The sequence below is a fragment of the Streptomyces sp. NBC_00670 genome (assembly GCF_036226765.1).
GTDB lineage: Bacteria > Actinomycetota > Actinomycetes > Streptomycetales > Streptomycetaceae > Streptomyces.
Map to the genome: position 1 here is coordinate 1177466 of NZ_CP109017.1, position 12171 is coordinate 1189636.

General features: G+C 72.8%; 9 protein-coding genes, 1 pseudogene and 1 riboswitch. Of the genes and pseudogenes, 4 read left to right on the forward strand and 6 right to left on the reverse strand.

The window, feature by feature from the left end; genetic code table 11:
• Window positions 1–9: 9 nt before the first annotated feature.
• The 3 genes from OIE12_RS05195 to OIE12_RS05205 form a co-directional block, all read right to left on the reverse strand.
• Complete coding sequence (locus OIE12_RS05195) at window positions 10–1038, reverse strand: EamA family transporter (RefSeq protein ID WP_443053762.1); 1029 nt, start codon at window positions 1036–1038, stop codon at window positions 10–12.
• A gap of 186 nt (window positions 1039–1224) precedes the next feature.
• Window positions 1225–1758 carry a Clp protease N-terminal domain-containing protein gene (locus OIE12_RS05200; protein ID WP_443053763.1) on the reverse strand — a complete coding sequence of 178 codons (534 nt, stop codon included), beginning with the start codon at window positions 1756–1758 and terminating at the stop codon, window positions 1225–1227.
• 228 nt (window positions 1759–1986) lie between these two features.
• Window positions 1987–2655, reverse strand: a complete 669-nt coding sequence (locus tag OIE12_RS05205; RefSeq protein WP_443053764.1) for a PadR family transcriptional regulator — start codon at window positions 2653–2655, stop codon at window positions 1987–1989.
• 179 nt (window positions 2656–2834) lie between these two features.
• On the opposite strand from OIE12_RS05205, the gene OIE12_RS05210 reads away from it, so the two are divergent.
• Window positions 2835–3650 carry a PhzF family phenazine biosynthesis protein gene (locus tag OIE12_RS05210; RefSeq protein ID WP_329132216.1) on the forward strand — a complete coding sequence of 272 codons (816 nt, stop codon included), beginning with the start codon at window positions 2835–2837 and terminating at the stop codon, window positions 3648–3650.
• Window positions 3651–3674: 24 nt separating this feature from the next.
• Here the strand turns inward: OIE12_RS05210 and OIE12_RS05215 are convergent, their stop codons facing one another.
• Entirely contained in the window at window positions 3675–4475 is an 801-nt protein-coding gene (locus tag OIE12_RS05215) for a CPBP family intramembrane glutamic endopeptidase (RefSeq protein WP_030380909.1), read from the reverse strand.
• A 340-nt stretch (window positions 4476–4815) separates the two neighbouring features.
• Entirely contained in the window at window positions 4816–6336 is a 1521-nt protein-coding gene (locus OIE12_RS05220) for a glutamate--cysteine ligase (RefSeq protein ID WP_329132219.1), read from the reverse strand.
• A gap of 636 nt (window positions 6337–6972) precedes the next feature.
• Here OIE12_RS05220 and OIE12_RS05225 point away from each other — a divergent pair.
• The gene (locus OIE12_RS05225) at window positions 6973–7593 is read left to right on the forward strand and encodes a hypothetical protein (protein WP_329132221.1); all 621 of its coding nucleotides are present in this window, start codon (window positions 6973–6975) and stop codon (window positions 7591–7593) included.
• A gap of 421 nt (window positions 7594–8014) precedes the next feature.
• On the forward strand, window positions 8015–8215 hold the full coding sequence (locus OIE12_RS05230) for a DUF5999 family protein (RefSeq protein ID WP_329132223.1): 201 nt from the start codon (window positions 8015–8017) through the stop codon (window positions 8213–8215).
• A 79-nt stretch (window positions 8216–8294) separates the two neighbouring features.
• Here OIE12_RS05230 and gcvP read toward each other — a convergent pair whose 3' ends face one another.
• The gene (gene gcvP / locus OIE12_RS05235; protein ID WP_329132225.1) at window positions 8295–11201 is read right to left on the reverse strand and encodes an aminomethyl-transferring glycine dehydrogenase; all 2907 of its coding nucleotides are present in this window, start codon (window positions 11199–11201) and stop codon (window positions 8295–8297) included.
• A 181-nt stretch (window positions 11202–11382) separates the two neighbouring features.
• A riboswitch (glycine riboswitch) is annotated at window positions 11383–11479 on the reverse strand.
• Between the two features lie 114 nt (window positions 11480–11593).
• On the opposite strand from gcvP, the pseudogene OIE12_RS05240 reads away from it, so the two are divergent.
• Window positions 11594–11959 (forward strand): annotated as a pseudogene (locus OIE12_RS05240) (PRC-barrel domain-containing protein); the annotation flags it as partial.
• Window positions 11960–12171: the final 212 nt, after the last annotated feature.

Consider the following 12171-nt stretch of genomic DNA (forward strand, 5'->3'; position numbering starts at 1 on the left):
AAGCTCGGCCTAACGGGGCGGAGACTCCCCGGTGTGGGCGGCGGCGGGCGGGTGCGCCCCGCCGGCCGCCACGGGTGCCGGCGCCGGTGCCGGTACCGCCCGCGCGGCCCGCTGGGCCACGTACGCCCCGGTCAGCACCACCGCTCCGCCGATCACCTGCGGCGCCGACAGGTGTTCGCCGAGCAGCACCCAGGCGAGCACTGTCGCCACCACCGCCTCCAGGCACGCCACGACCCCCGCCACCTGCGGCGACAGCCGCCGCACGGCCAGTACGCCGGTGGCGTAGGCGAGGACGGTCGCGATGAGCACGATCCAGCCGAGCAGCAGCACGGCCGGCACCCGGGTGCCGTTCATGGCCGCGTCGCCGCCGAGCACGGACCACTCCATCTCCCACGGCCGTGCCACCACCGTCAGCACGAGCGCCCCGCCCAGCAGCCCGTACGCGATCACGCCCAGCGGGTCCGGGGCCGCCTCCTCCGCGTCGCCGCCGTGGTCGGACAGGACGAAGTAGCCGACCTGGCAGCAGGCCGCGCCGAGCGCGAGCACCAGCCCGAGCGCGTCGAAGGCCAGCCCCGACCACACCTCGACCACGCACGCGAGCCCGCCGGCCGCGAGGACGACCCCCACCGCCGCCGACCGCGTCACCGGCCGCCGCTGCACGAACCGCACCCAGCCCAGGACCAGCGCGGGCGCGAGGTACTCCACGAGCAGCGCCACCCCGACCGGGATACGGGAGATCGCGGCGAAGTAGCAGGCCTGGACCCCGGCGACGGCGAGCAGCGCGAACCCGGCGAGCAGCACGGGGCGCCGCCGCACCAGCGCGCGGTGCCGTACGGCCACGGGGAGCATCACGACGGCGGCGCCCGCGACCCGCAGCCACACCACGTGCAGGGGTTCGAGCCCCGCCTCGATCAGCGGCTTCGCCGCGACCCCCGAGCCGCCGAAGGCGACCGCCGAGCCGAGGGCGAGCCCCAGCGCCACACCGTGTCCACGGCCGCCCCGGCCGTCCCGGCCGTCTCCAGAGGTACGCACCGGCACATGATGCCAGCCACCGACAGGACCGTCACCCCCGATGGCCCCTGACCGGCCTCGCCCGGCCGGTGCGGCGATTCCTGGTGGTCACGTAGGCGCGTCAGTCCCCATTGACATCCTTCGTCAGTCCCCGTTGACGTCCTCCGTCAGTCCCCGGTCACGCACTCCGCCGCTCCCCGGCCGCACGTCCCGTCAGTCCCGTGTCACGTACTCCGTCAACGCGATCCGCCCGAGCAGCACCGCGGGGTCGATCCCCACCCGGCGCAGCACTTCCACCGCCCGGGAGCCGGGGTCCGCGGCCACCGCTGCCAGGACGTCCATCCCCCGCGTCGCACCGCGCCGGCCGCGCCGTGCGCGTCGGCATGCCGCCGCCATCACCTCGGCCGCGGCCGGCGACCAGCCGCCGGGGCCGCGCAGCGTGGGCACCGCGCCGGAGTCCTCGACGCTGCTCTGCCAGCGCAGCCCGTAGCCGATGCTGCGCTGCACGAGGTAGCCGAGGAGCCGGGCCACCGCACGAGGGTCCCCGATCGCGGCCCGTACTTCGGGGTCCGACTCGAGCAGGGCGTGCAGGAGGTGGGCGGTGTCGATCTGGCGGTCGCCGTCGCGCACCGCCCGGCGGCGTGCGGCAGCGACGACGGACGCCAGGTCGTCGGTGAGCTGCGCGTCGGGATCGCTGTGGCGCGGGCCGGGCACGGCGGCCGGCGGCCGGCACTGGGTGGGTGGCACATCCCCCACCCCATCAACTTCGGCACCCCACGTCATCCCCAGCCGGCAGCATCAACGGATCCCACGCAGGGTGGGTACCACCCCGCGCGCCTCCTCCTTACGGATGACACGGCCCCGCATTTCCCCCGGGCAGAGGAGAACACGAAACGGCGCCCCGCGGACCGTGGTCCACGGAGCGCCGTCCATGCCTGCGGAGCTCGGAGCGCCGTCAGGTCCGGGGCGTCGCTGTCAGTCCTCGTCGGCGAGGATCAGGTACAGCTTCTTGCGCGCCTCGTTGATGACCGTCAGGGCCTTCTCGCGCTGCTCCTTGTTCCCGGTCTTCCAGACCTGGCCGAACGCCTCCATGAGGCCGAACCCGGCCTGCCGGATCTCGTTCAGCGACTCCCAGTCGACCCCGCGCGAGGCCTCCTCCCAGGGCGCCTCGGAGCCCTCGTCGGCGGCGGCGCGGCCCTGTTCGGTGAGCGAGAACAGCTTCTTGCCGCCCTCGGTCTCACTGACGATCAAGCCTTCGTCCTCCAGCAGCTGGAGGGTCGGGTAGACCGAGCCGGGGCTGGGCTTCCACGCCCCGCCGCTGCGCTCGGCGATCTCCTGGATCATCTCGTAGCCGTGCATGGGCCGGTCCTTGAGCAGCGCCAGGATCGAGGCGCGTACGTCGCCGCGCCGCGCCCTGCCCCGCGGCCCGCCCCGGCCGCGTCCGCCCCAGGGGCCGGGCCCGAAGCCCGGCCCGCCGAAGGGACCGTGCGGTCCACCGCCTCCGGGACCGAACGGCCCGAACGCCGCCCGCACCCCCTCGAAGCCGGGCCCACCGTGCCGCCCCGCACCACCGTGCCGGCCGCCGTGACCGTGCCCGCGTCCATGCTCGTGCTCGAATCCGAAGTCCTGTCCACGCGTACGCATCTTCATCACTTCCATTCCATCGTCGATCGTTCGCGATGCCTCAACGATATATCGGAAATCGACTTACGACAACCCCCTGCCGACCTGCGGCTTCAGCACGCGCACCCCGCACCGAAGCGAGGCCACCCACCGCGGATTGGCCTTGGCCGGTTCCGCCGCGGCCCGCTTAGCGTCGTCCCATGCGCATCCGAATCGTCGACGCCTTCACCACCCGCCCCTTCGCCGGCAATCCGGCGGGAGTCCTGCTCCTGGACGGGAGCGAGTTTCCGGACGACGGCCGGCTGGGGCAGGTGGCCCGCGAGGTCAACCACGCCGAGACCGCGTTCGCCCACCGGCTGCCCGAGGACGGCGACGCCGACTGGGCCCTGCGGTGGTTCACCCCCACCACCGAGGTCCCGCTCTGCGGCCACGCCACGCTGGCCACCGCCCACGTCCTGCACACCACGGGCGCCCACGAAGGTCCCGTACGGTTCGCCTCGCGCAGCGGTGTGCTGCGGGCCGCGCCCGGCGCCGACGGCGCGATCACGTTGGATTTCCCCACCGCCCCGCTCACCGAGGAGCCGGTCCCGGCCGGCCTCGCCGAGGTGCTGGGCGCCACCCCGGTCGCCGCCTTCGGCACCGGTCCGAGCGTCGGCGAACTGCTCGTCGTCCTCCCCGACGAGAGGACCGTGCGGAACCTGACCCCCGACCTGCGCGCCCTCGCCCGCGACTTCGAGCGCGGCGTCATCGCCACCGCCCGCGCCGACGACCCCACCCGGGGCCACGACTTCGTCTCGCGCTGCTTCTTCCCGCGCATCGGCATCGACGAGGACCCGGTCACCGGGGCCGCCCACACGGCCCTCGCCCCCTACTGGTCGGCACGCCTGGGCCGCACCGCCCTCACCGGGCTGCAGGCCTCCGCCCGCTCCGGACTGGTCCGCACGGAGCTGCGCGGCGAGCGCACCCTGCTGACCGGCCACGCGGTGACCGTCATCGACGGCGAACTCCACGCCTGACGGCGCCCGCTGCCCACCGCGGGCTCACGCCGTGGGCAGCCAGTCCACCTTCCCCGCGAGCAGCGCGTATCCCACGAACGCGCCGATGTCGAGCAGCGAGTGGGCCACCACCAGCGGCCCCACCCGCCCCCAACGCCGGTAGAGGAGGACGAACACGACGCCCATCGCCATGTTGCCGAGGAAGCCGCCGATGCCCTGGTAGAGGTGGTACGAGCCGCGCAGCACCGCACTGCCGACCAGCGCGGTCCCCGGCGACCAGCCGAGCTGCCCGAGGCGGCGCAGCAGATACCCGACCACGATCACCTCTTCGAGCACCGCGTTCTGCACGGCGGAGAGGACGAGCACGGGGTACTTCCACCACACGTCGGGCAGCGCCTCCGGCACCACCGTGAGGTTGAAACCGAGCCCGCGCGCGGCCAGGTAGAACGCGATGCCCGTGCTGCCGATCACCGCGGCGATCACCGCGCCCCGCCCGAGGTCGGGCCAGGGACGGGTGCGGTCGAAGCCGAGGGTGCGCAGCGACTGCCGCTCGCGCAGCAGCAGGTGGGCGACGAGGGCGACGGGGACCAGCGCGGTGGCGATCCCGAACAGCTGCCAGGCGAGGTCGAGCCAGGGGCGGCCGGGCGCGGCCGAGGCGTTGAGCGTGGCGGCCTGGTCCTTGAGCCCGCCGGGCTTGGTCACCGACCCGATGAAGCTGATCAGTGCGGAGACCCCGCTCGCCCCGAGCGAGAGCGCCAGCACGAGCAGCGTCTCGTCCCGCAGCGTCCGCCGCGCCGGCCGTTCCTCGGTCAGGAGATCCCCCGCCGGCTCCGCATCCACCCGCACACCCGCCTCCGTAGCACCGTCCCGCCTTCCCCCCCAGCTTGCCCGACGCGAGGGGCGGTCCGGCGAAGGGGGGCAGGTTGAGGCGGCGCCGGCAGCGGAAGCCGGCAGCCGCGGGGCGTGCCGGGTGCGTGGCTCGGCGCCGTAAGCGTGCCCGGCCGACGGGGCTCAGCCCCGTAAGGGTGACCGGCCCATGGGGCCCAGCCCCGTGAGCATGCCCGAGGCACGGGAACCGGCCTCGTGAGCACGCCCGACGCATGGCGCCCGGCCCCGTGAGCCGCCTCCGGCGCGCGGACGAGCCCTCGCGGGGGCGCGGGCAGTCCCGGCCGGAGCGCGCCCCCGCTCAGCTTCCCAGCGGCACCGGCTCCGGCAGTCCCACCGGCCAGCCGTGCACCGGCTCGCCCTTCAGCATCAGCTCCCGGTACCGCCGCGTCGTCGCCGCCAGTGCCGCGTCCCGGCTCAGGCCCTTCTCCAGCGCGTGGTGGAACGTCTCTGCCTGCCACTTCGCGCCGTTGGTCCGCCGCCGGCACCGCTCCTCGATGACGCCGAGGTACAGATCGCGGTCGGCGGGCTCCACGCCCCACGCGTCCAGCCCGGCCCGGGCGAGCGGCAGCAGTTCCTCGCGGACGAGGGTGACCGCGTCGACCTCCGCGACCCCGCCGAGCCGGCCGCGTCGCGGCCACCGCAGCCGGGCGTCGATGCCGTACCGGCAGGCCGCCTCGAAGTTGTCGGCCGCGGCCTCGAACGGCAGCTTCGTCCACACCGGCCGCGGTTCCTCGGCGAGCGCGCGGACGAGGCCGTAGTAGAAGGCCGCGTTGGCGACGACGTCGATCACGGTCGGCCCGGCGGGCAGCACCCGGTTCTCCACCCGGAGGTGCGGGACGTCGTCGACGACCTCGTACACCGGGCGGTTCCAGCGGTAGATCGTGCCGTTGTGCAGGACGAGTTCGGAGAGCTTGGGGGCGCCGCCCTCGTCGAGCACGCGCAGCGGCTCCTCCTCGTCGCAGATCGGGAGCAGCGCGGGGTAGTAGCGCAGGTTCTCCTCGAACAGGTCGTACGCGGAGGAGATCCACCGCTCCCCGAACCAGGTCCGCGGCCGCACCCCCTGCGCCTGAAGCTCGGGCGGGCGGGTGTCGGTGGACTGCTGGAACAGCGGCGGCCGCGACTCGCGCCACAGCTCGTGCCCGAACAGGAAGGGCGCGTTGGCGCCGACGGCGATCTGCGCGGCGCTGACCGCCTGGGCCGCGTTCCACACGTCGGCGAACCGCTCGGGCGTGACCTGGAGATGCAGCTGCACGGAGGTGCAGGCGGCCTCCGGCGCGATGGAACGGGAGGTGCAGACGAGCCGTTCGACGCCGTCGATGTCGAGCTTGAAGTCCTCACCGCGCGCGGCGACGATCTGGTCGTTGAGCAGCGTGTAGCGGTCGACGGCGGAAAGGTTCGACGACACCAGGTCGTCCCGGTCGAGCGTCGGCAGAATGCCGATCATCACGATTCCGGCGTCGAGCTCGCCGGCTTTCCGGTCGGCGTACGCGAGTGACGTGCGCAACTCCTCCGCGAGCCGGTCGAAAACCCGCTCACCCAGCCGGTGTGGCGCAATGTTGACTTCCAGATTGAACATGGCGAGTTCTGTTTGGAAATCCCGGCTGGCTATCCTTTCCAGGACCTGTGCATTCATCATGCGCGGCTGACCGTCGCCGTCGACGAGATTGAGTTCGATCTCCAGGCCCATCAGGTTCCTGGGCCGGTCGAATCGCTTCTCCTCCAGCAGCCGTCCCAGCCCGGTCAGACAGTCCCGGAGCTTGTCGCGATACCGGTGACGATCCGACAGGTCGAACGGCCCTGCCACGACCTTCTCCCCCATCGAAGTGTCCCTCCTCGAATGGGCAGGCCGAGGGTACGGCCGCTGTTGTCATGGGTCACGGGGGATGATGCCCCGGCTCGGCGATCGGTAACGTCCCGGTCGGCGACGGCCGGTCACGTACCGTCCGTCCCGTCCCGCTCATGGCCCACTCCTTCGATTACTCCTTCACGCGAACCGGCGCGCCGCTACGCTGGAGCGGTGGTCCACAGGCACATTCAGGGGGCATGAAGCAGTAAGCAGTTCCGGTTCTCAACCAACTCGTGCATCTCGTGAAAAACGCCAACGAGATTCAGCCGTCCCCTTCCACAGCGTATTCCGAGGTCACGGGGCGGGTACCCACTCCGGACCGGGACAAACCCACGCTTTTTCACGGCCGAATAGCCGCTTGTTGTTGATGACGACAACGTCTAGACGAAACATCGGGCGAACACACGTCGTATAAAATTCGCGAACGAGGCAGAGAGTTGGCGCTCGCGGTCCCCGCCCTGTCGTCACGGCACCGTCATTTCCACCGCGGTGCCGTCATCCGTCCGGGTACCGGCCCCGCCACCTCTGACCCCGAGAGCTGACAGCGTCGTCCGCACGCCCACCCACGCCTGCGCGCCACCGTGCCTGTCGAATGAGAGGCGACCCACCATGCCGCTGCACGTCCCCCCGGCTCCCGCCCCCGCCCTGCGCTCCGTCCTGACGGCACTCGGTTCCCCGACCGCGGTCCGTGAGGCGCGCACTCCCTCGCTGCGCGCCGCTCCGGGCCCCGTCACGCCCGATCTGCCGCTCCCGGTGCACGTCCTGGAGCGGAACACCGCCGCGGGCGCCACCACCAGGCTCTCCGGGTGGCGGTTCCTCATCCGCAGCGGCGACCGGGCGGTGGCCGCCGCGGAGTCGATGCTGACGCCCGACGGCTGGGCCTTCTCGCACTTCTTCGAGGGCCCGTACATCGCCTCCACGGAGCTCGCGCTGCGCCAGGCCGAGGCGGCGGCACAGCCGTACCAGCCCCGGCTGCTGTCCGTGCCGGAGCTGTACATGCTCACGCTGTGGCTGCACGGCGACCCCGCGGCCGACGGGGCGAGCGGCGCCCCGCTCGCCACCGACCTGCTGGTGCCGCTGGCGCCGGCACCGCCCGGCATCGCCGCGCACCGCCCGTACCGGGCCGCCGATCTGCTCCCGATGCTCACCCTCCGCACGACGGCCCCGTCCCCCCTCCTCGGCCCCCCGGACCCCGTGGGCCCGGCCCACGCGGACTCCCCGGCGGCCTGACCGGACCGGCCCCGCCCCTCACCGGGCGGGGCCGCGCGCCGTCAGGGGCCGTACGGCGCCTCCCCGAACACACCTCGCGCACGGCGCGACACCCTAGGTACGGACCTGCGCTCAATCGCGCTCCCCCTCGCTCGTTAGAGGGAAAATCCGCTGGTCAGCCCGGTCTGACTAGCCTGTTCCGGCCATCGCCAACCATCCGAAGTGACGGTACTGTCGGGCTGAACCACCCGGGCGAGTGATGCGTCTAGAACCTGTGAGAAGCGGTGCCGCGAAATCCCTGCGGATCGACGCCCGCAGGGCAACACTGGGTCCGAGCAAGACACTTCGCCAACGGGGGGCGGCCATGAACGACGCATCGAGCCGCAGGGCAGAACCGACACTCACCTCACACATCACGACAGAGCGAAAGATCCCCTCCACCATGTGCCAGCACCAGCCACCGTGTCCGTCCGCAGAATCCGCCGACCGGGAGTCCGCCCGCCTCGTGGCGCACCACCCCGAACAGGGCTGGAGCCTGCTGTGCAACGGCGTTCTGCTCTTCGAGGACACCGGTGAGCTCCTGCCCGACGGCCGGGTCATCGCCCCGCACCGCAGCGGCGCCCGGGCGATGACGGCCGCCTGAGCCGGAGGACGGAGCACGACCACGAAGGGGCCGGCGGGAGAGCACTCCCGGACCGGCCCCGACGCGTTCGCGCGGACGATTACTGCGCGTAGGCGTCCAGCGGCGGACAGGAGCAGACCAGGTTCCGGTCGCCGAAGGCCTGGTCGATCCGGCGCACCGGCGGCCAGTACTTGTCCGCGGCCGACACCCCGGCCGGGAACACCGCCTCCTCGCGGGTGTACGCGTGGTCCCACGCGCCGCCGAGCGCGGCGGCGGTGTGCGGGGCGTTGCGCAGCGGGTTGTCGTCCGCGGGCCACTCGCCCGCGCCGACCTTCTCGATCTCCGCGCGAATGGCGATCATGGCTTCGCAGAACCGGTCGAGTTCGCTCACGTCCTCCGACTCGGTCGGCTCGATCATCAGCGTCCCGGCCACCGGGAACGACATGGTCGGCGCGTGGAAGCCGTAGTCGATCAGCCGCTTGGCGACGTCGTCCACGCTCACGCCGGTGGCCTTGGTCAGCGGCCGCAGGTCGATGATGCACTCGTGGGCAACCAGCCCGCCGGGGCCGGTGTACAGCACCGGGAAGTGCGGCTCGAGCCGCTTGGCGATGTAGTTGGCGGAGAGCACGGCCACCTGCGTGGCGCGCTTGAGGCCCTCGCCGCCCATCAGCCGGACGTACGCCCAGGAGATCGGCAGGATGCCGGCGGAACCCCAGGGCGCGGCCGAGACCGGGCCGACGCCCGTCTCGGGGCCGGCCGCGGGCTGCAGCGGGTGGTTGGGCAGGTACGGCGCCAGGTGGTCGCGGACGGCCACCGGGCCGACGCCGGGACCGCCGCCGCCGTGCGGGATGCAGAACGTCTTGTGCAGGTTGAGGTGGGAGACGTCGCCGCCGAAGTGCCCCGGCCTGGCGAGCCCGACCAGCGCGTTGAGGTTGGCGCCGTCGACGTAGACCTGGCCGCCCGCGTCGTGCACCTGGGCACAGATGTCGGCCACGTGCTCCTCGAACACGCCGTGCGTGGAGGGGTACGTGATCATCAGCACGGCCAGCTCGTCCCGGTGCTTCTCGATCTTGGTCCGCAGATCGTCGACGTCGATCTCGCCGTCCCCGGCGGTCTTCACCACGACGACCTTCATCCCGGCCATGACCGCGCTGGCGGCGTTGGTGCCGTGCGCGGAGGACGGGATCAGGCAGACCGTGCGCTGCTCGTCGCCGCGGGCACGGTGGTAGCCGCGCACCGCGAGCAGCCCGGCCAGCTCGCCCTGGGAACCCGCGTTGGGCTGCAGGGAGACCTTGTCGTAGCCGGTGACCTCCGCCAGCCGCTCCTCCAGCTCACGGATGAGCGTGAGGTAGCCCTGCGCCTGCTCGGCCGGGGCGAAGGGATGCAGTTGCCCGAACTCGGGCCAGGTGACCGGCTCCATCTCGGTGGTCGCGTTGAGCTTCATCGTGCAGGAACCCAGCGGGATCATGCCGCGGTCCAGCGCGTAGTCGCGGTCGGCGAGCCGGCGCAGATAGCGCAGCATCGCGGTCTCGGAGCGGTGCTGGTGGAAGACGGGGTGGGTGAGGACCTCGTCGGTGCGCAGCAGCGCCTGGGGCAGCGCGTCCTCGGCGGCGGCGTCCAGCGTCTCGACGTCCGCCTCGATGCCGAACGCGCCCCACACCGCGCCGAACGCGCCCCACACCGCGCCGAGCGCGTCCCGCGTGGTGGTCTCGTCGCAGGCGAGCGAGACGTGGTCGGCGTCGGCCTGGTGGAGGTTGACGCCGTTCTCCCGTGCGGCGGCGACCACCTCGGCGGCCCGGCCGGGCACGCGCACGGTCAGCGTGTCGAAGTAGGCGCCGTGGACGACCTCGGCCCCGCCCGCGGTGAGCCCTGCGGCGAGGATCGCGGCGTAGCGGTGGGTGCGCCGGGCGATGGTGCGCAGCCCCTCGGCGCCGTGGTACACGGCGTACATCCCGGCCATCACGGCGAGCAGCACCTGGGCGGTGCAGATGTTGCTGGTCGCCTTCTCACGGCGGATGTGCTGCTCCCGCGTCTGCAGGGCGAGCCGGTACGCCTTGTTGCCGTCGGCGTCCACGGAGACGCCGACGAGACGGCCGGGCAGGCTGCGCGCGAACTTCTCGCCCACCGCCATGTAGCCGGCGTGCGGCCCGCCGAAGCCCATGGGGACGCCGAACCGCTGGGTGGTGCCGACCGCGATGTCGGCGCCGAGCTCGCCGGGCGAGGTGAGCAGCGTGAGGGCGAGCAGGTCGGCGGCGACGGTGACGAGCGCACCGAGCTCGTGCGCCTGTTCGATGACGGGTCGGAGGTCGCGTACGGCTCCGGAGGCCCCCGGGTACTGCAGGAGGACGCCGTTGATCTCCCGCTCGGCGATCCCGGCCGGGATGCCGTCGCTCAGGTCGGCGACGAGGATCTCGACGCCGGTCGGCTCGGCCCGGGTCCGCAGCACGGCGACGGTCTGCGGCAGGGTGTCCGCGTCCACGAGGAACAGGCCGTTCTTGTTGCGGCCCATGCGCCGGGACAGCGCCATCGCCTCGGCGGCCGCAGTTCCCTCGTCGAGGAGGGAGGCGCCGGAGGTGGGCAGCCCGGTGAGGTCGGCGACGACGGTCTGGAAGTTGAGCAGCGCCTCGAGGCGGCCCTGCGAGATCTCCGGCTGGTACGGGGTGTACGCCGTGTACCAGGCGGGGTTCTCCATGACGTTGCGCAGGATGACCGGGGGCGTGAACGTGCCGTAGTAGCCCAGACCGATCATGGGGGTGAGCACCTGGTTGCGGTCGGCGAGGCCGCGCAGCTCGGCCAGTACCTCGGGCTCGGTACGGGCACCGGGCAGTCCCAGAGCCTCGGCGTTCTTGATCACGTCGGGGACGGCGGCCGCGGTCAGTTCGTCGAGCGAGCCGTAGCCGACCTGGGCGAGCATCTTCGCCCGGTCCCCGGCGTCGGGGCCGATGTGGCGCTGTTCGAACGGGATGCCCTGTTCGAGCTGGGAGAGCGGAGTGCGGTGGGCGGTCATTGCGGAGGCCTCCTGGTCTGGCGCGACCTGCGAGGGGCACCTCGGCGCGGGTACCCCGGCGGCCTCCCCCTCTGTCATCTCGACCTGAGAGCTTCGCCGGACCGGCCCGGAGCGGGCGCTGCGGCTTTCACCGTCGGTGAGAGCGGACACCGTCGATACCCGCTCTGCTTTCCAGAGTGACCTCGTCCGCGCGGTACGGGTGCCTGAGAGATTCCGGGGAGGAGTTGCTCCTTCGGCGCCCCCGGATCGTCTCCGGAGGGCTCTCCCGCGCGGGGTCGACGGCCGCTCACCAGCCTACCAGCGGGTCCTTCGGACCGGTTGCCGAGTGGCCGCCTCCCGGATGATGCCGTTTCGTGGTGTTTCCGACACGCACCGCCAGGAGGGACGGGACCGTGCAGACCGACATCGATCCGCGCAATCTGATCGGCCGCAAGGCGTTCGACCGCAAGGGCGCCAAGATCGGCACGATCGACGAGGTCTACCTCGACGACGCCACCGGGCTCCCGGAGTGGGCCGCCATACGCACCGGCCTCTTCTCCCGGGACGCGTTCGTGCCGCTGGGCCCCAGCGCGCTGGAGGACGGCACCCTCCGCGTCCCCTTCGAGCGCGCCTTGATCAGGGACGCCCCGGACTTCGGCGTCGGCCGCCACCTCTCCCCCGAGCAGGAACTGCAGCTCTACCACCACTACGGACTCGACGCCGCCGCCCCTCCCCCGGCGCCGGACCACTCGTTCGGCCGAGTGGCGGGAGGCAGGGACGGAGCGGAGGTCGGCGAGGGCGCCGACGGCGCCCTCCCGGCACCGGCGGACGAACTGGCGGGCACGGACGAGGCGTCCTGAGCCTTCCGGCCGCGCCGGGGCCGGCGGTCGGCACGGGACGCGTCGGCACCGGCCCCCGTCGCGCCGCCACGGACATCGGCGCCGGAGCCAGGGAGCTCGACGGCACCCCCACGTACAACGACGCCGGAGCC

What these genes read in the sequence shown, in the direction of transcription:
- OIE12_RS05205 (WP_443053764.1), bottom strand. Translation starts at nt 2,655, where the DNA reads ATGCGTACGCGTGGACAGGACTTCGGATTCGAGCACGAGCATGGACGC.
- OIE12_RS05210 (WP_329132216.1), top strand. Translation starts at nt 2,835, where the DNA reads ATGCGCATCCGAATCGTCGACGCCTTCACCACCCGCCCCTTCGCCGGC.
- OIE12_RS05220 (WP_329132219.1), bottom strand. Translation starts at nt 6,336, where the DNA reads ATGGGGGAGAAGGTCGTGGCAGGGCCGTTCGACCTGTCGGATCGTCAC.
- OIE12_RS05225 (WP_329132221.1), top strand. Translation starts at nt 6,973, where the DNA reads ATGCCGCTGCACGTCCCCCCGGCTCCCGCCCCCGCCCTGCGCTCCGTC.
- OIE12_RS05230 (WP_329132223.1), top strand. Translation starts at nt 8,015, where the DNA reads ATGTGCCAGCACCAGCCACCGTGTCCGTCCGCAGAATCCGCCGACCGG.
- gcvP (WP_329132225.1), bottom strand. Translation starts at nt 11,201, where the DNA reads ATGACCGCCCACCGCACTCCGCTCTCCCAGCTCGAACAGGGCATCCCG.